This window comes from Bradyrhizobium erythrophlei (assembly GCF_900129505.1).
Classification (GTDB): Bacteria; Pseudomonadota; Alphaproteobacteria; order Rhizobiales; family Xanthobacteraceae; genus Bradyrhizobium; species Bradyrhizobium erythrophlei_D.
The window spans coordinates 9131000-9150045 of sequence record NZ_LT670818.1; the positions used below are offsets into that span (position 1 = coordinate 9131000).

General features: G+C 60.1%; 12 protein-coding genes and 2 pseudogenes. 5 read left to right on the top strand and 9 right to left on the bottom strand.

All coding sequences use genetic code 11. From position 1 onward, the window contains the following. Positions 1-145: 145 nt before the first annotated feature. From B5525_RS43215 to B5525_RS43230, 3 genes and pseudogenes are all read left to right on the top strand, one after another. Positions 146-2029, top strand: a pseudogene (locus B5525_RS43215) (acetamidase/formamidase family protein); the annotation flags it as partial. A gap of 95 nt (positions 2030-2124) precedes the next feature. Further along, on the top strand, positions 2125-2511 hold the full coding sequence (locus B5525_RS43220; RefSeq protein WP_079572640.1) for a RidA family protein: 387 nt from the start codon (positions 2125-2127) through the stop codon (positions 2509-2511). 434 nt (positions 2512-2945) lie between these two features. Beyond that, the gene (locus B5525_RS43230) at positions 2946-3647 is read left to right on the top strand and encodes a hypothetical protein (RefSeq protein WP_079572644.1); all 702 of its coding nucleotides are present in this window, start codon (positions 2946-2948) and stop codon (positions 3645-3647) included. A 17-nt stretch (positions 3648-3664) separates the two neighbouring features. Here the strand turns inward: B5525_RS43230 and B5525_RS43235 are convergent, their stop codons facing one another. Further along, complete coding sequence (locus tag B5525_RS43235) at positions 3665-4012, bottom strand: hypothetical protein (protein WP_079574545.1); 348 nt, start codon at positions 4010-4012, stop codon at positions 3665-3667. Positions 4013-4573: 561 nt separating this feature from the next. Between B5525_RS43235 and B5525_RS43240 the strand changes: the two genes are divergently transcribed. Next, positions 4574-6298 (top strand): carboxylesterase/lipase family protein, encoded by a 1725-nt coding sequence (locus tag B5525_RS43240; protein WP_079572645.1) that lies wholly within the window; start codon positions 4574-4576, stop codon positions 6296-6298. Positions 6299-6703: 405 nt separating this feature from the next. On the opposite strand, the pseudogene B5525_RS47090 reads toward B5525_RS43240, so the two are convergent. From B5525_RS47090 to B5525_RS43270, 5 genes and pseudogenes are all read right to left on the bottom strand, one after another. Next, positions 6704-6835 (bottom strand): annotated as a pseudogene (locus tag B5525_RS47090) (SDR family oxidoreductase); the annotation flags it as partial. 109 nt (positions 6836-6944) lie between these two features. Then, the gene (locus tag B5525_RS43250) at positions 6945-7994 is read right to left on the bottom strand and encodes a hypothetical protein (protein WP_079572649.1); all 1050 of its coding nucleotides are present in this window, start codon (positions 7992-7994) and stop codon (positions 6945-6947) included. 395 nt (positions 7995-8389) lie between these two features. After that, positions 8390-9568, bottom strand: coding sequence for an acetyl-CoA C-acyltransferase (locus tag B5525_RS43255; RefSeq protein ID WP_079572650.1), 1179 nt, complete (start codon positions 9566-9568; stop codon positions 8390-8392). Positions 9569-10146: 578 nt separating this feature from the next. Then, entirely contained in the window at positions 10147-10788 is a 642-nt protein-coding gene (locus B5525_RS43260) for a class I SAM-dependent methyltransferase (RefSeq protein WP_079572652.1), read from the bottom strand. Positions 10789-11250: 462 nt separating this feature from the next. Continuing rightward, positions 11251-11439 (bottom strand): hypothetical protein, encoded by a 189-nt coding sequence (locus B5525_RS43270; protein ID WP_079572654.1) that lies wholly within the window; start codon positions 11437-11439, stop codon positions 11251-11253. A 209-nt stretch (positions 11440-11648) separates the two neighbouring features. Between B5525_RS43270 and B5525_RS43275 the strand changes: the two genes are divergently transcribed. Continuing rightward, positions 11649-11828 carry a hypothetical protein gene (locus B5525_RS43275; RefSeq protein WP_079572656.1) on the top strand — a complete coding sequence of 60 codons (180 nt, stop codon included), beginning with the start codon at positions 11649-11651 and terminating at the stop codon, positions 11826-11828. A 47-nt stretch (positions 11829-11875) separates the two neighbouring features. On the opposite strand, the gene B5525_RS43280 is transcribed toward B5525_RS43275, so the two are convergent. From B5525_RS43280 to B5525_RS43290, 3 genes are all read right to left on the bottom strand, one after another. Further along, positions 11876-14221, bottom strand: a complete 2346-nt coding sequence (locus B5525_RS43280) for a hypothetical protein (protein WP_079572658.1) — start codon at positions 14219-14221, stop codon at positions 11876-11878. 139 nt (positions 14222-14360) lie between these two features. Next, positions 14361-16250 carry a GMC family oxidoreductase gene (locus B5525_RS43285; RefSeq protein WP_079572660.1) on the bottom strand — a complete coding sequence of 630 codons (1890 nt, stop codon included), beginning with the start codon at positions 16248-16250 and terminating at the stop codon, positions 14361-14363. Between the two features lie 8 nt (positions 16251-16258). Continuing rightward, a complete protein-coding gene (locus B5525_RS43290; protein WP_079572662.1) occupies positions 16259-19039 on the bottom strand; it encodes a hypothetical protein in 2781 nt (926 codons plus the stop codon). Positions 19040-19046 lie beyond the last annotated feature (7 nt).

Here is a 19046-nt window from a genome sequence, read left to right on the forward strand (position 1 = left end):
CGTGACGTTCCAGCGCGACATGCGCGCCATCGTGCTGTCGGTGACGCCGGATGCGTTTGGCGGTCGCAAGGTCAGCAAGCCGATATTTTCCGAAGTGCGGGTGCTGCCGCCCACCGGGTTCACCGAGGTGTTTTCGCGCGGGCTTGAATCGACGGCGCGAAATCTGGAAACACTGACCAATACCGAATGGGCCGCGGTCGCCCAGAGCCTCGCCGATCTCCTGCCGACCTTCGTGCGGCAAATGATTCCACCGGCGACGGATGCCGGCGGCACGGCGACGCGGGCGGCGCTGCTGCACCGGCTTTGCCAGACCATCGAGCGCAAGCTCGACGACCCCGATCTCACGCCGGCGCGGGTGGCCGAAGCGGAGGGAATCTCCGAGCGTTATTTGCAGAAGCTGTTCGAGGGCTCGGGCAGCAGCTTTACCCACTACGTGCGCGAGCGAAGGCTGCAGCGGGCCTCGGCGGAACTGTCCAGCCCGGCGGAAGCGCATCACTCGATCTCGGAAATCGCCTATCGCAACGGCTTTAACGATTCCGCGCATTTCAGCCGGGCGTTCCGCCATCGCTTCGGGCTGTCGCCGCGCGAATTCCGGCAACAGGAACTCGAGCGCGCGTCGGCCGCCGCCGTGACCGGCCAGCGCGGCTGGCCGCAGCAGGCGCTGGCGCAGTTGCGCAGCCATTATCCGCTGGCGGGCGCCGAGCGAAGCGCCGAAGCCGCGCCGCCCGACAACGCGCCCCTCTGCACCGAGGGCGAGCAGCGCCATCATCACCTTGCGGTGGAAGCCGCGCGCGTGCATTGGGGATATTTTTCGCGCTCGATGCCGCCGCAGATCGAGATCAATTCCGGCGAGACCATCACGATCGAGACGCTGACGCAGCATGCCTCCGACGATCCCGAACGGATGATCAAGGGCGACGCCGGGGCCGAAAGCGTGTTTTACTGGACGCGTGACGCAAAGAACGTCGACCGGCGCGGCGCAGGCCCAATGGATGCGTCCGTGTACGGCCGCGGCGCCGGCGAAGGTTTCGGGGTCCACATCTGCACCGGTCCGGTGGCGGTGAAGGAGGCGCAGCCCGGCGACGTGCTCGAGGTCCGCATCCTCGACATCGTGCCGCGCGCCTCGCGCAATCCCGATTTCGAGGGCCAGGTGTTCGGCTCCAGCGTCGCGGCCTGGTGGGGATATCACTACAACGAGCTGCTCGCCGAGCCGAACCCGCGCGAGGCCGTGACGATCTACGAGATATTTACGGGCCGTGAATGCGATCACGACGCGATGCCGCACGCGCGGGCGCTTTATTCCTATCGCTGGGAGCCACAGACCGATCCGTTCGGCGTGGTCCACACGACCTATGATTATCCGGGCGTGCCGGTTCGCGCCGGTTCGGTCAAGCGACGGCACAACGTGCTCGACGGCATCCGCATTCCGCTGCGCCCGCATTTCGGCGTGATCGCGGTGGCGCCGCGCGAGGTGGATTTTGTCGATTCGATTCCGCCGTCCTATTTCGGCGGCAATCTCGACAATTGGCGGCTCGGCAAGGGATCGACGGTCTATCTGCCGGTCTCGGTGCCCGGCGCGCTATTGTCGGTCGGCGATCCCCATGCGAGCCAGGGCGACGGCGAACTGGGCGGCACCGCGATCGAATGCTCGATGACCGGAACGTTCCAGCTCATCCTGCACAAGAAGGCGGATCTGGCCGGCCGTGTCTTTGCCGACCTCACCTATCCCCTGATCGAGACCGAGACCGAATGGGTGTTGACCGGCTTCAGCCACCCGAACTATCTCGCCGAGTTCGGCGCCAAGGGCCAGAGCGAGGTCTATGCCACCTCCTCGCTCGACCTCGCGATGAAAGACGCCTTCCGCAAGATGCGGCGCTTCCTGATGCACATCAAGGGGCTAAGCGAGGACGAGGCGATCGCGCTGATGTCGGCCGCGGTCGATTTCGGCGTGACGCAGGTGGTGGACGGTAATTGGGGCGTGCACGCCATCCTGAGCAAGCGCCTGTTCGACGGCGCACCGCGCGGTTAAACACGAGCATGATCCGGACCGGAACGGCCGCGTTGGCGCAAAGTGGAAACCGGTTTTCCGGAAGGATCATGCATAAATAAAAAACGAGGCATATCTTGAAGTTTCACATGATCGCAGGCGGACCGAGACCGGTGGCGCCGTTCAGCCATGCCGTCGAGACCGACGGCTTTGTCTTTGTCACCGGACAGATGCCGGACACACCCGACGCGCCCGGCCAACTGCCCGACGGTATCGAGGCGCAGACGCGCGCCGTAATGGAAAACTTAAGGCTGGTGCTGGCTGGGCTCGATCTCGGTTTCGAGCACATCGCGATGGCGCGGATCTACCTGACGCGCTTCAAGGAAGACTATCCGGCGATGAACGCGACCTATCGTAGCTATTTCCCGCCCGATCGCCTCCCAGCCCGAACCTGCGTCGGCGTCACCGGGCTTGCTTATGACGCGCTGATCGAAATCGACCTGGTCTGCCGCCGGCCGTCTTAATTTGCTTCCAAAATTAAACCTGCCGTCGTAGTGGAGCCCAGACGGGCACGGGCAGGCGGTGAGTCCCCCTGTGTCAGATCTGCCGCACTGTAGGCCTATTCATCTAACGTGTCCTCACTGCCGCACTGTGGACGTATTTTGAGGGGAAATGCTTGACAGCTTGCTGCTTGGTTTCTTCGAACTTAGGGGGAATACCGTGATGAAAGTTGTGATTGTTGTGGGCGCAATGCTTGCCGTGGTGACTGCCGCTGGCGCTGCCGACCTCCCGCGCAGACAGCCTGTCTACCAGGAGGCTCCAGTCGGCAAAATGCCAATTGGCAAGGCCCCCATCGGGAAGACCCCAATCGGCAAGGCCCCCGTCGTGTCGCGATACTGACTTTCGACTCAGGTCTCGCTAAACTGACTTTATCGTCGACGGTTGAGGGGCGAGAAGCGTGGCAAATAGGCGAAAGAGATCAGGGTTTTGCCTGCTTGCAGGATTCACGCTCGCGGTTTTGCTCCAGTGCGAAATCCAATCGGCTTCTGCAAACGAAGCTGACACGGGGGCCGTTTCGGAACGTTTCGTTTCGCTGATACGGGAGTTCCAGAAGCACGTTGTCGACGCGAATGCGCTTGTTTCCAGCGAGGCGCCCGTTGAATCGAAATCGGCGCCCCAGTCGACTTGGAAGCCGGGGTCGGCGAAGGGCGCGTATTACGTTGATTTCAGAGCCAGAACGGCGGCGAGCTGGGGCCACGCTTTCGTCTGGTACGGGAAGACAAGCGAGCGACAAGTTGAAGTCGCGGGCCTTACCCCTGCCGGAGATACCCTGGCTTATGTAGTCGGTTACTTGACGTGGGTGCCGTCCGAGACCGGGGCAAGCTATGGCGATCTTGATCCGGAGTACCTGACCGCTCATTACCGCGTTTACCTGAACGAGCCGGACGCAAAGAGGGTCTTCGCATACATCAAAGAATTGCAGGCGAGTTCACCGGTCTGGAATGCCGAAATATCCAATTGCACTTCGTTTATTGGCAGCATCGCAAGCTTTATGGGATTGAAAGTTCCTCACCGCTGGCAGCGTCCTGAAGAGTATGTGAACAGTCTTAAGGCGATGAATGGCGGGCGCCAGGTTGTACGCCTGTCGTCAGTGCAATAGCTCGGTTCGCCGCTACGTCAAAGACGTTTCATAGTCCCGTCACCAACCAATCGAAGATCGATCCTGCCGATCAGATCCGAACGAAGCATCTCGGCGGCGGTCATAGCGGCCATCGTCTCTCGCAACGTACTGACGTTCGATCCGAGCGACACGATTCCGCCTATCACCACTGCGATCGCTCCGATGGCGGTGACCTGATTGGATCCGAATAGGCCAAGCATCGTAACGAGCAGCAATGCAGCGCCGCCAGCGATTGCCGCCTTGGAAACCACTATAATTTTTCGGCATCGCTCGGAGACCTCGGCAAGCTCATCGAGCTGTGCTTCGATCCGTGAAATCTCGTCGATCGGGCTGTCCTCGTCCATCAGATTCAAGATCGATATCTGCAAGGTTCGCTGTCGGAGATCGCGGCAGGTCCGCTCATGTCCGTCCTCCCCAATAACAGACATCAATCACGATCGAAAGGACGTCCGCTAGCCGCCAAAGGCCGCCATTCCCGCAAAGGCCAGTTTTTGGGGCACGTTCGAGACCTGCGGATTGCGCCCCGAGAATGTCCGTCGATCTGCGAACACCGGAAGTGGGCAGCGCACGGTCGACGTGAAGCGAACGACCCAGCGCGGCCTGTCGCGCGTGTGGAAGACTGACGCGCATCTCTGCGTTCATCTCGCAACGCCCGATCTTGGTCCTCAGCGTGAAAAACAGTTATTCGGCTCCAGGCAGCGCCATGAAGTTTGAACCCGGTGGGCCGCTGGACATACTGGTAAATTGCGCAGTATCGTTCAAGCTGCGATGTCGAACTGTCACAACCTCGCTTTCCCGAGGCTCGGGCAAAGAAAATCCTACCAGGCATGCCGGGTCGCGTGGCGGTTCGCGTCGCGTCGCACGAAATCTGGTAGCGCAACAATCTTTCAGCAGGAGGAAACGTCATGTTCAGGGTGAAAGTCGCTTCCGTTCAACGACTGCAGGAATCAGCGCGGCCGCGCCGGTGGCTGCGGGGCCGGCTCTGCCCGGTACTGCTGCTCGGCGTCGCCTTCGCATTGGCAGCGCCGATTGACCGCTCGCTCGCGGCCTCCACGCTGGTGGCGGCGCCGGACGGCACATTTCAGGGCAAGCTCAACGCGACCGGCACCGTGCGAGAATTCCTCGGCGTCCGGTACGCCCAGCCGGTGACTTTGAATCTGCGCTGGAAGCCGCCGCAGCCCGTGACGCCCTCGCTCGTCACGCAGGATGCGACACACTTCGGCAACCATTGTCCGCAGGGACCCACGCCCTTCGGCAACGCGACGCTGACCGAGGATTGCTTGTTCCTTAACGTGTATACTCCCGACCGCAGCGGCGATCACGGTTTTGACCGCGACGACGGGCACGATTCTGACGGCGCCGAGGGGCGCCCAGTGATGGTGTGGATCCACGGCGGTGCGCTTGCGGTTGGTGAGAGCAACGAGTACGACGCAACCAAGCTGGTGCAGCGCGGCGTGGTCGTTGTGACCATCAACTACCGGCTGGGGGCGCTCGGATTCCTCGCCCATCCGGCGCTGACCGCTGAGTCTCCCGATCGCATATCAGGCAATTACGGGTTCCAGGACCAGCAGGCCGCCATGAAGTGGGTGCGGCGCAACATCAGGGCGTTCGGCGGCAACCCGGAGAGGGTGACGGTGTTCGGCGAATCGGCGGGCGGACTGAGCACATTCGTCAACCTGGTGTCGCCGACGGCCCGCGGATTGTTCGATCGCGCGATCGTCGAGAGCGGCGCCTATTTGCTGACACCGCCAACGCTGGCGCAGGCGCAGGCGGCCGGAACGAACTTCGCGAACGCAGTCCAGTGCAATCAGCCCAATCCGGCGGACGTGCTCACGTGCCTGCGCTTGCTCACGGTTTCGACGATCCTCGGCGTCGCCAGCTTCAGCCCGGCGCCAAACGTCGATGGCAAGATCCTGACGCAGTCGATCGCCTCCGCGCTCGCGAACGGACAGTTCAATCGCGTGCCGCTGATGAACGGCTCCAATCACGACGAGTGGAACCTGTTCGTGGCGCTCGACTTCGACCTCACCGGCCACCCGGTGACCGCCGCCACCTATCCGGCGGCGATCGCCGCCACGATCGGCGTCCCCCTCACGAGCCCGGCGGTGGCGCTCGTCCAGGCGCAGTATCCGGGCGGGAGCTTCCCGACTTACGACCAGGCGGTTGGCGCGTTGGGAACGGACGCGATATTCGCCTGCACGGCCCGGTTCGCGGACGAGCTTGCGTCGGCGTACGTCCGGACCTTCGCATACGAGTTCAACGACGGGAATGCGCCGCAGAACTTCCTGCCTCCTGTGACCTTCCCGTACGGCGCATCGCACGCCTCGGAGATCCAGTACATCTTCCCGGCCGCTAATCCGTCGGGACTTGGCCTGAATCTCCCGCAGACGCCACTGAACGCTAATCAGCGGCTGCTGTCGGACAAGATGGTCGGCTATTGGACGGAGTTCGCCAAGAGCGGCGACCCCAACGGGAATGGCTCGCCGCACTGGCCGGAATTCGAGCGCGGACGTCAGGTGATGCAGTCGCTCGTCCCGCCGACGCCGACCACGGAGACGAACTTCGCGACGGCGCACCAGTGCGCGTTCTGGGACCAACTGACGGGCCGCATGTTGCTCGCCGGACGATGATCACGATTTTGCCGCCGACAACGATGAAAGCGAGCGCTCTCGCTGAGATACCCCATCGCGCACGCGCGATGGGGTATCTCTTCAGGGGATGGCTCGACGACGTTCACGGTCGTCAGAAGCGCCACGCAAGCGACGCTCCGCCTTTCGGCTATTCCTTGTTGAGCAGGAGGGTTCCGGAGACGCGTCTTATCTCGTTGATAGAGCCCTGGGACAAATTGATCGCCGCATGTGCCTTGCGAGACTGCCGAAAAGCCTGGCGTTTTCGGACATGCATGGCGGGTAATGCGCCGACCGCACCCTAGCCGCGCTGAATCCAGGAGCTCCGACAATTAATTGGGGCTTCGGCCCATGACCGCTTTGCGCCAGAAGCGGTCGGTCGTTTCAATCGGCGCACCGCGCCACATTTCAAAACGTACCGGGATACGCACCACTATCCATGAGGATGTTTTGACCGGTGATGTAGCCGGCGCGCGCCGAGCACAGGAACGCGCAAGCGGCGCCAAACTCCTCGGGGCGACCGAACCGCCGCGACGGATTACTGGACTGGATATCCCTGGTTACCTCCTCAACGGAACGTTTTGTATTCGTTGCGAGCGCCTGCAAATTGGATTTCAGTCGATCGGTATCGAAGGTGGCACCGTCTTTTCTACTTCGAACGCGGTGTGGGAAAGAAGAATTTGGCCAGGCGAATTTCGACGCCGATGTTCTGCCTGAACCCGCCGGTCGCCTCGAAATCGTGAAACACGTCACCTGCTATGGTAAAATCCTGAGCGAGCGGGATTTGAAATTGGAAATGGCCCCTCAAGAAGTCATCTCGACCGATCGACACATTGGGTTGAGGGATCTCGACCGGCAGTCCGGCAACGATAAATCTGCCGTTTGTGCCGATCTGCTCGCCTCCCCATGACTTCTCTATGCCAACGGCGGCAAAAAGAAACGTGCTCGGATTATAGCGCAGGAAGGCCTTGACATCGTACGAGGGGTGTTGCGTCAACGTATCGTATCTCAGGACTCCGGGGAGCGGGGCGCCAGGCGGATTGACCACCTCGAGAGGACTGTCGCCGTCGGTGTGGAACGATGCGTCGGCGATCAGATCGAAAAACAGCCCCTTAAGGCTTGGCGAAAACTTTCCAAGTCCCTCGGTCCATCCGAACTGAGGGGTGTCGGTGAACTGCCGCGGCGTGGAGACATTGACCACACTGCGGTTGTCAAAGTTGCGCCCCCACGGCAGCCAGATAAAATTGGTGACGCCGACCCAGCGCTGGACCGTCGCGTCGGTGATGAGGAAATAGGTCAGGTGAATCACGGGGTCCACCAGTCCTCCGGCAACCAGATTGTTAGTGCCGGGGATGTTCACGTCCGTCAATGTCGCAACTGGCAGGTCCGCCTCGATCACAAGGGGGCGGTTCGCGAACTCGGCAAAATAGGTCAACCGGGTAAACTCTACCCAAGTATTGGCGTGCGAGTCCGGCAGCGCGCGGCCGGTGGGATCGACGAAAGCATCGGCATGAGCAAAGCTCCCGTATTGGAACGCAATGAAGGTCCCGATCGGAAGCGACCCGCCCTGGTAATCTCCCGCGTATGTTCTTGGGTTGTTGTCGGAGGCCGCGATTGCGGGTGTATTGCCTCCGATGACGCTGCCGAGCACCACGGCCACTCCAGTGAACACGACGCTCCACCAGGATTTCGCCGACATCTCCCCCTCCTTGCTGTTCGTACGGCCGAGGCCGGATCGCACTACCTCCACGTGAATTGAATCAACCCACGACAGGGTATGCCTGCTGGAGACAAATGCTGTGATCGCCAAGCAACAGTGCGAATCAATTGTGGGTCGAAGAGCCGTGCGCAGCACGTATGCCGGGAGGTGCTCTCGGAAGATCGCGTCGGACGCTCCGGGGCTCGCAGGTACAGCAGGGTCATTGGCTCAAATATGTGGATTGCGCGGATTCCATCCTCGAGACGCCACTCCGAATTGTAGACGGAATGGCCGTCGTGACGGAAGGCCCCGCCAACGGTCTTCGTTGGAATGAGGTGGCCGTCGCAAGATATCGACTGGCTTGAGACAGATGCCGCCGGCGAGCCCTCTATAGTTCAGGGACGTTCGAGAAAGGCGGCCGTCGCCATGCCGCCCGCCGTGCACACCGCCACCACTGCGCGGCGCGCGTTGCGTCTGGCGAGTTCAAGCAGCGTTTGTCCGACATAGCGGATACCTGACATACCGTAGGGGTGGCCGAGCGCTATGGCGCCACCGTTCACGTTCGTCGTCTCCCACGGCGTCTCGAGCTGCGCTTGGTTGTAAAGCGTGGTAACAGCATACGCCTCGTGCAGTTCCCACAGATCGATGTCGGTCATGGCGAGCTGGTGGTGTTTCATAAGTTTGCGGATTGATGGGGTGATCGCGATGCTCATTTCTTCAGGCGCGACCGCCGCGAGCTGCATGCCGCGGAACAGACCCAAAATCGGAAGCCCACGCCGCACAGCTTGGTCGACGTCCATCATGACAAGCGCCGCCGCGCCATCGGACAGTTGGGAAGCGTTGCCGGCCGTCGTCGTGCCGCCGGGGTAAACCGGCTTAAGCGCAGCCAAGCCGGCAAGCGTCGTATCTGGGCGGGGTCCCTCGTCACGGTCCAGTGTGACTTCTTGCGTATGACTTTGCTTGGTGACTTTGTCGGTCACCGTCATCGTGGTTTTAAACGGCACTATCTCGGCGGCGTATTTTCCGGCTGCAATCGCTGCGGCAACACGTTTCTGGCTTTCGACGACGTAGGTATCCAGAGATTCGCGGCTTATGTTGTATTTTTGGGCGACAAAATCGGCCGTCTGATTCATCGTCCACCACACGGCGGGCATGCGCTTGGCGAGCGGCTCGTAAAAAAAACCGTTCATGTTTAGGTTGAATTGCACCAGGCTGATACTCTCGACGCCGCCGGCGATCACAATGTCAGCTTCGCCTGTGGCAATACGATTGGCTGCCATGGATGCAGCCGTAATGCCGGAGCCGCAGTATCGGTTGATCGTTACGCCGGGCGTGCCGACGCCGAAGCCGGCCTCGAGAGCCGCGTTACGCGCAATGTTGTGACCGGTCGCGCCCTCGGGCAAACCACAACCAAGAATGACATCTTCGACTTCACCGGGATCAATCTGCGCGCGCTTGACGGCGTTTCGCAAGACGTGCGCAGCCATGGGAATACCATGTGTTTGGTTGAGTGCGCCGCGGCCGGCCTTGGCGATGCCTGTGCGGCAATAAGAAACAACGGCGACGTCCTTCATACAACATCCCAAGCCTGCAGCGTTGAAGCCAGATTCTGAACTTGCGACACCCGCAATTCAATCCACAAGCAAAAATCGTCGGATCGCTCGTTGAGGTCGCGACCCCTCGCAGCTCGCATTGCAGAGATTGAAACGGAAGTCGGTAATCATCCTCACTCGCGAATGCTTTAGTTCGAGTATCGGACGGCTTTGGACTTTCCAAATAAGCTTGATGAAGCTTCCACCCATCGCGCTCGGAGAACGACAGCATTGTTGACGGAGGCGAGATAGTGCACGCGTTGAACCCGAGGTCGTCTATGGGTCGCTGACGTTGTCAATCGGCGTCCAATTTTGACCCCTTTGAGCGGCGTGTTTTGACGGTAGCGCTCGTCTCGTCGGAACTGGCCGGAATTGGCGCGCGACACCCACGCGCCTTTGTTTTGGGAGAGTGAAAGACTATCTTCTGAGTTTCGGTCAGCCCGTCGAATAATTGCCGGTGTGTTTCCGGTCAGCCGGGCCGTATGGCGACGTATGGTCGAATTGCTTGTTCCGGCCGGGGCCACACGAAGTCTCTCTTGCTGGGTCATCGAATATCCGAATCAGTGGTGTTTCGGTGCACGAAGTGCGTATAGTCTTTGGTAGATCATCGACTCTGGGATCCAATCAAGCAAGGTGTGTGCAAGCGGCAGCTTGATGAGGTGAGCGATAATTCTAGATGAAGGCGGATGCCAATAAACGGACAGGTTATAAAACTTAAGAGGAGCGAATCCTAAAGTCGTGAACTCGTGCATCAATCGCTTATGACTGAAGTGTCTTCTGTAGTCCACAATTGGACCCGAAAGCAAAAGTATTTTGCCAGAGTGTTCTTCGGCAACTTTCTCCAGAAGCGCTCCCCGCTCCTGTAGGGACAGATAGTAGACGCAATCAATGGCTGCGATCACGTCGTACCCCTCGAATGACGCCTGTAAAAAATCAGCGCTTTCAAATCTGGCATTCGGCAAGTTCAGCGATTTAGCGCGAGCAATTGCGACATCGCTTATGTCGATGCCAACCACGGATCGTGCTTTGCTAAAAATGGCCTGGGTCAAGTGGCCTTCGCCACAACCGAGTTCAAGAACCGATTTGTCCCGGATGAATGGCATCAGACACCGGCGAAAAACCTTATCCCTGAATCGCGAGTGGGAAATATGCCAAGGGTCAGGGGCCGCGTAATAGAGATTGAAATCTGCAGCCGTTCGCATTGCTGGTTTTCCGCTGCGCGCCTGGTAGCGTTCTTCGCGAGTCGCCAAAACTAACTGTTTGTGACGCGTAGGCGCAATCCCGGCATTTCGAGACCTTGGGGGGCACCGCCTATTGCATTCTCACCCTTTCGCGCCACCGCGCTTCGAAAGTATCAGAGTCTTTCAGTGCTCGAGCTTGCGAGTCTAATGGATTACCAGGCTTCTCGGTCCCAACGCTTGTAACTTCTCGGTTTGAAGCGGGCTGCGCCGATGTCTCCTCGGTCCATTCCAACAACGATTTTGAAAGCATGGGCTTGCCTTCGTACCAACACTTTCGTCCATCGATCAGGCGGTAGGACCACCAACGCCCGTGAGGATTTGAGGGCGCCGCGGCGCTGCATTGTTGCTTGGCCTGCGCACTTCGTATTCCAACTGACAAGAGCGTAGCTATCGAGGCGGCCAAAGCGATGGATGGAAGTTTCCTCATTTGCGCACTGCGAGACTGTTTTGTTGCTGCAAGCGGCTTAAAGCGACTACCAAATCGGGGCGTTCGAGAACATCCACCAATTTGTCGAGGATACGCTCATTGTTCTGCGGTCGGGGCCGAAGGTATTCTTCCAGTATGAGTTGCGCTTCGTTGATTGCCTGAAGAGCCAGTTGTTGATCAGTCATCTCTTCTTACCTATCGAAATTGTCGATCCGTCACCTCTTCTTACCCATCAAACAAAATGATGCCCGAAAAGAAGAAGAAAAAAATCAAGCACTTTTGGGATGTATCCCCGCTTTTTTGAATGATCTCATCAATTTTTGTTTCAATATGGAGGCCCTCAGCGCACGATCGCGGCGGTTTTTTGGTTCAACACGGCTTCAGAAGTCGACCCATGTGGCTCGACTGGCGGCTACTGAATCCCGTGATACGTGTTTCTGATCTCAAAGACGTGCTCGGCCTTATCAGCATGCCGAAGGTCTTGCGCAACGATGCGGGGCGCGATCATCTCGCTTTGAGCGCCTCTGCGTCGAAGAGAGTCCCCGACGCAGTGATTTTGCCGGCATTGTCGTAGGAATTGTATCCACGTCTACCCTTATGCCGGCTACCGGCAAGAAGCGTCTACCCAGGACTTCCATCTGGAGTTTTGCAGCTCGATGATTGCATTTCCTGCCAGATGGCCTTCAGGCGTGGGAGATTCTGATTGTGTTCCGCGCCGTTTCCGGATTTTGGATTCTGACTGTCTTCGGTCTGGCGGTGGATTCGGCGCTGCACCAAAGGCGACTCCCACCAACTCATCGACAACGGTTTGTCGCCATCGGGCGAGATGCGCAGCTGGATCACGAGCCTGCCGCAATCAGCAATGGAAGTGTGCAGCGCGGTGCGTAATTCGTTGACAGCCTGCACGCCGTGCGCCGTCCGGACATCGACGACGGTGGTAATCGGAGCGATGACCTCGGTGAGCACTTCTCCAGCGGCAGCAGTCGGGCGTGGCTGGACCTGCTGATCGTTGGCGATGTCGTCAGTGGCGTCAAGCTGATCGGCGGGATCATTCGATATCACTATCACGAGCGGCTTGAGTTGCGGAGCGACCGCGTGCACGGACAAAGCCAATTCCCTGGCGGTAAGCGTGCCGTAGTTCTCGAAATAGCCGCCGTCGACGATGCGATCGACGAGCCTGTAGTCCTGATTGCGGATAGATCCCGGCGGAGAAATCAGAGGGAAGCGAGCCGAATTCAGTGCGGCCGTGCTCAGGCGGATGTCGTTTTCTTGTGCGCCGCCGTACAGAATTCGCCCTAAGGTACCCAATCGCTTGCTCCAACCGCCGTCCGTAACCTTCATTTGCAATAGCTGGTGAAAACTGTCGGCTTCCACGAACAGCGGACAGGAGGCGGCCTCAACAGCCGTCATGCATTTCTTCGGGAGCTTATAGGTCATTGCCAGCGGCGTCGTCAGTATCCTTCGGCCGACAGCTTCCGAGGTGCCGTTGAGGACCAGTAGCGGGATCCAGTGTCCCGGCTGCGGCCGTAACGAGAGAAACGGACAATCCAGTCCCAGGCCCTGGCAGTCCGACGCTGCGTTCCCGTTCGTCGCGGGTACGACATCGCGAAAGCGATTGCGCCAACTATCTTCCAGCACCGCGGCGCGGTCGCGAAAGGCGAAAGGCAGCATATCGTTGAAGGCAAGGCCGAGGAAACCGGCGGTCAGGAAATCCCCGCTGGTCAGCGCTTCGAGACAATCCCGCCAGTTGTTAACCTTCATACCCCACCACTGGTCGACAGATGTGTTCACGCAAGGTGGCTTGTCGCCGGCCGATGATGCGGCGTTCAGCGCTGCCGTGACCATCACCGCTCCCATCGATCCGCCCGATACGCCTGAAATCGCGAAGAAGCGGTTGCGGACGTCCCTGGAGCTCAATCCCTTGACGCCGTAAGGCGCCGCTCCGCTCGTGTCCAGGAAATAGCCGACCATGCTTGCCATCATGAAGCCCGCGCGGCTCGCTCCACCCGCCGCCGCTACGATGATCGGACGAGGACAACTCACGGCAGGCGTATTTGGGGAGGTCTTTGGATTGCACCCGTTCTCGGTCATCCAAAGGTCGATCGCATCCTCGATCGGCATGGGTGCGATGTCTTTCGATGCGATACGGCGCACCGCGTGGTTATCGCCGAACACGACGGCTAGAATCGCGATTAACGCGGCTAGTCCGGTGATCAGTGGCGCGCGGACTTGCCGTCCAATACCTGAAAGGTAAGCCAGAAACGGCAGCCATCCGCCCAGGATGAACGGAATCGCCATCGACCGCGGAAACCAGCCAGCGATGCAATCGGCACCTGCCAGGAAGATCACCGCAAAGCCAACAAATACGCCGGCGAGAAGGAGCCGGCCGAAATCGCGGCTTTCCTCGTCTGCTGACCCGCGCACGCGCCCCGGAGAGACAGCCTGCCAGAAGACTCCAAGTTTGGCGTTAAGCCGCCCGAGCAGGCCTGTAGGCCTGAAACCGCGGGGCCGCATGAATATCCAGACCAGATATGCGGCAGCGCCGATCGCAACCAGGACTGCCATCGCAATCAGCGCATGCTCAACACGCTGGACGACGTCCTGCTCGTCCAGGGTCGGAATGTTCTTGTAGGATCGCCAGATCGCAACTTCAACGGCCAGGAATGTCAGCAGTCCCAAGAGGCGAGGCAGACAGATCGCTGCACCCCTGAGGCATGGGCTTCCATTCGCAGGCGCCCTGGGATCGCTGTTAACCAGCATGCGGGCAGCATAATGGGTCGGGAGGGCCCAAAGCAGGGTCAGGACAAGCACCAACAGAATCATCCGTAACCAAGTGCCCGGCGACACGTCGAGAAACTCGGTGAACAGGTCTTGTGCCTGCGGGGTGACACCGAGCAGGACCCATCCGAGCGCAGTCGTTGTCGTCGGCACGCGGAGAATCCATAAGACAAGTGCGATGCTGAGCATGCATGCCCACCATCGCGGTACCGACGGCGGACCGCACGGCTTCACCGCTTCGTCTCGACCTGCCTCGGTCGACAAACGCCCGCTCGTCGTCATGGTGCGTCCCCCTTCGCTACGGCGCCACTTTGGGCGACCACTCATTTCATCTGTTTACCCGTACGCACTGGCGATTACCCAGAAGAACGTCGGCGGCCTTTTCGGCGACCATGTATACGGCGGTAACGATGAAATAGCCGGGGATGCGGGGGAAGATGGACGCATCGACGATCCGGAGATTTCGTATGCCGTGGACTCGAAATTCGCTGTCGACCACACCCCCCTGGTCTTCCGGCTTCATGGCGCAGGTGCCGCAGGCGTGATGGCCCCAGGCATTGTTCTCGACGTGCCACCTCAGTTGATCATCGGTATAGAGATGGCGGCCCGGGACCTCCTCTTCGGCGACCAGACCCTCCAACGCATCGAACACCTTGCGCCCCACCCTAATTCCGGTGACGACCGCATCGAGATCCATAGCTGCAGCGCAATTGCCCTCTCCAAAATAGTGAAAGTTGATCAGCGGCCGCTCCAACGGGTCATTGGATCGCAATTGCACGGTGCCTGCGGTGTTGGGCGTGTATGCCTTGAGGACCGTCCAGGTAAGATAATCGAGCTTCGTGATGCGTTGCGAATAACCCGGATAGTAGCCGCGGAAATCGGCGAGCAGAAAAAAGCAAAAGAGGTCGGGACGCTCTTGGTCGGTCCGCGACCGGAACATGGCCGATAACAGAAGGCCGTTGCTGGTATAGGCGCCAGTCCGCCACCGTCGCCACTGACGGTATAGCCGATCGGTGGCAGTGTAAGTCGCTCCACGCAAGGCTTTCCACGGCCGCTTGACCCGATTGACCACGCCGATCTCATATCGGTCCTGAAGGTTTTGGCCGACACCGGGTAACCTCTTCACCAGAGCGATTCCGTTCCGCGCCAGGTGTTGGGGATCGCCGACCCCCGACAACATCAGGAGCTGCGGGGTGTTGAAGGCGCCGCCGGCCAGGATCACCTCTCGGCTCGCCTCGACAAACTTTTCTTCTCCGGCTTCGCCGTGAGGCCGCGCGGCGGCCCGATAGAGCCGCCTCCCCTCACGATAAAAAACCCCGGAGGCAGTTCGCGAAACAGGATCAATCCTGACGCGGGTGACGAATGCGTTCAACCGTATGGTCAAATTTCCCGGACATCGCCGCTGCACATCCAGCAGGAAATCGCGAGGCCCCGCGCGGGCATGGCGCGCGGAAGACATCGGCGTGATGCAGACTGTCGAGGCCTCGGCATCCATGAGTCGCTCGTCATTTGGATCGCCGAGGCTGCGCGTCAGCCAGCCCCAGCCTTCAACCGCATCCGGCATCAGACTGGCGGCGGCGAGCAGCGCCCTCCACATCATGCGCCGAAGGCGCCAATCCAGGATCGCGCGCAACGGCAGCGCACATTCAGTCGAGAGCCAGCCACGCCAGCCATGTCCGGTCGGGTTCCAGCCAAAGAGCCGATCGAGCCATCTCAACACGAACCACCGGTAACGGCAGCGTTCGAGCCGGCGAAAATAGCGTTGCATGCTGGACGCGCGCCACGACGCGTCTCCGGTTATCTGCCAAATGTGGTTCCAATCGGCATTGTTCGGCCGAACGATGATCATCGCGTTGTGGCCGGTACAGCCGCCAAGACCACTCGCGCGCGGATAGAGCACGCCATCGACCGCTTCGCCGTCCCAGTTCTCGCGGTAGCGCCGATCCTTCTGTTGTTGCGCCGTATTCGCATAGTGGCGCACCCAGAAATTCCAGCTGAGCTCCGAGTTCTCGGAAGCAAAGGGATGGAAGGCAGGAACCTCATAGTCCTGCCATGCCGGCCGGCTCTTTGGCGATACTTCGTCCGACGGTCTTGCGGGATCATCGCCAGCGTCCAGCACCAGCACGCGCCGGCCCGCCTCGGCTAATCGCGCAGCCAGCACGCCGCCGCCAGCGCCCGCGCCGACCACAACGTACTCGAAGCTTTCCTCCCCCGTCACGGCGCGCCTCAGAAATGCTTGAGATAGGCCACAAGTGCTTCCTTATCGTCGGCGGGCAGATCGGTTCCGAAGTAATGGCCGCGATTGACGACATAGTCCGGACACTTGCTCAGTCCGACCAGCGCGTCGACCAATCCGGTATCGCGCACGGCAGCCTCGGAGTTGGCCTGGGTTTGCGGATCGGCGAGTTCGACGGGCGAGCATTTGCCGCCCATCTTCTTGAAGGCGCTGGCCAACGTCGGCAGCGCCTTCGCGAGGCGCCAATAATGGCCGACCTGTCCGGGCTCGTCGTGATCGGGCAGCAACTTGGTATTTGTCAGCGCATTGATCGGAAAGTTCTTCGGCAGTGGCCCGAGCGCAATTCCGCCCCTCTCGTCAATTGCCCAGGGCGCGAGCCAGTGCAGGGAGCCGGACACACGCTGCTCCCATGACGGCATGTAACCCCCTGGGACCATCAGGCAGGCTGGCGCGGTCGTGCGATAGACATAGCCGGGCACGGGGATCTGCGTGTGCTTGTCTACGCGTCTCTCCGACGGGTTCAGCATCTGCCGGATCGACCGATCGAACACCTTCATCCTGTTGGCGACACATGGCAGGTATGGATCGTCATCGCTGGCGGCCGGGCATCGTTCCGCACTCGAGTAGTCATCATTGCCGGTGTCTTGAGATGCAGGGGCGCGATAGTTGGAATAGTAACTTGCGTCATCTTCGTGCCCGACCGAGTTGTTCGACAGGAACGGGGCCGTCGACCAGAGGCTGATCAGCGAGGGCGGGCGAAGATAGCCGCGTCCCTTGCCGAGCGGCCGCAGCGGCATCGACGCGCCCGAGACCGGGTGCTGGACGGTGAGCTCCTTGACCGGCGGCAGGCTCTTGTATGATGACGACGTGAAATTATCCCAGATGTCACCGGCCAGACCATTGGTAGCGAGTGGCGTGCAGGCGTTGGTCTGTAACAGGTCGACAGGAACACGGCGCTCGGACGACAGATAATTGCCGTCCAGAAAGACGTCATGGCCGGACTCGTCGCGCGCCGTGACCAGCTTGACCATCTCCTCCTTGAACGCTTTGGACTGCGTCCATTCCCAATAGCGATCCCAGCACACGCGATAATTGGGCCCGTTCCCGCCCCCTGCGCAGATGCCATCGTCAATCCCGGAATTGGCAGGGATTTGCGGAATCCTGCTCGAGTGGCACGCGGCGCAATTTTCGCCGAATACGACCTGGCCGCGTTTGACCTTGTCGGAATCGAAGGGATCGAGGAACGCCTTGCCGCCGGGCGCGTCCTTCAGATGGTCGGGACGGGCCGTGACGAGGAAGAAGATCGCCATATCCGCCGTCCGGTCTTCCGTCGCCTGCCAGTAAACCGACTGCTTCTCCGCATCGCTGATCTTGATCGGCGTGATCTTGAGGCCGCCGATGAAGGGACGGAAATGCAGCAGCCATTCCTCGCTGAACAGACCGATGTTCAAATAGACACGGTTGAGCGCACCCAGGGTGCCCACGGCATCAGAACCATCCTTCAGCACCCGCATGGTGTGCGACGTTCCCCGCGCGGGATCCCAGAACTGAGCGAGCGCTGCTGTCTGCGGATAGTCCTGCAGCTGCTTGTTATCCAACTCGCCTCCCTTCAGCTGCTCCGCACCGTGCTCCAGGCTTAATTTCAGACGAGGGATGACACTGTAGACCGCGTTCATGGTCCGCGGATTGTTCAGATAGTCTGTAGAGACCAGCGAAGTGTCCAGGCTTCCGGGCGGGTTGGTGTGGAACAGCTGGTAGAGGAAGTTGCCCTCATTAGGCGCGGGCGCATTGTCCTTATCGCGCGGTTTGGTGTTCCAGAAGAAAATTCGATTGACCCAGTAATATTGAGCGCCGGGGTTTGAGGCGAGGTTTTCCCATTCAGGTTTTTCCGGATTTGCCGGCGGATTGATCGCGCTGGGCCCTACGTGGCAAAACGCACAGGACATGCCGACCCGATAGGGACGGATCAGCTTGGTATTGTTGTAGTATGACGCGTCGTTGTAGTAGCGCTCCGGGTCCCAATCCGCGCGCGCCTTTTCGTCGAAATCCGGATTTGGAAAGAGCCGCAAACCGAGTACACCGGTCGGCTCGCCGTAATAGGAGCCGACAGGTACGGTCTTGCCGCGGGCGCCGATGCTGACGCCCGGATATTTGACGGGGTCGGCAAACGGCTCAGCAGCGCAATTCGGATCGCGTTGGTCCAACCACAACCCGAACCGCATTGCATCGGCCTCCTTGGCTTCGGTGAAACATGGCTCATTGACAAGCCCAAGCCAGGACCAGCGATTATGGCGCCCGTAGGCCATGCCCTTGTAGGACGAGACCGTTTTCAGCAGATCAAACGCACCGGCAGTATGACCCGCGGCGTAGTCCCAGAACCGATCGTTGCCGCCGGTCCAGATGAGCCAGGCGTTCTGACCGAGGCTCGCGCTCTCGCGCACTTTTTCCGGAGGCAGCTTTGCCAACTCGGCGACTTCCATCACCTCCTTCGGATAGGACGCCCCATCGGCGGGCTTGACCAGAAGCCCCTTGTCCATATGGCTGAAATAGCTGCAATCGGCCGGCTCCTCGCTGCACGGCTTCGCCACAGCCGGCAGCGACTGCCGGGTCCAATTGGCTGCCTTCGCTTCGTCCGGAATGGTGCCGAATTTCGCGGTCTCCGGTTCGACGATCGCCCTCAGCAGGAGGACCCCGCCAACAGCAAGCAGTACCGACAGCACCGCCAGCGAGATGACCGTCCATTTGAATATCCGTATCGCGGTGCGTCTCATGGCTGGG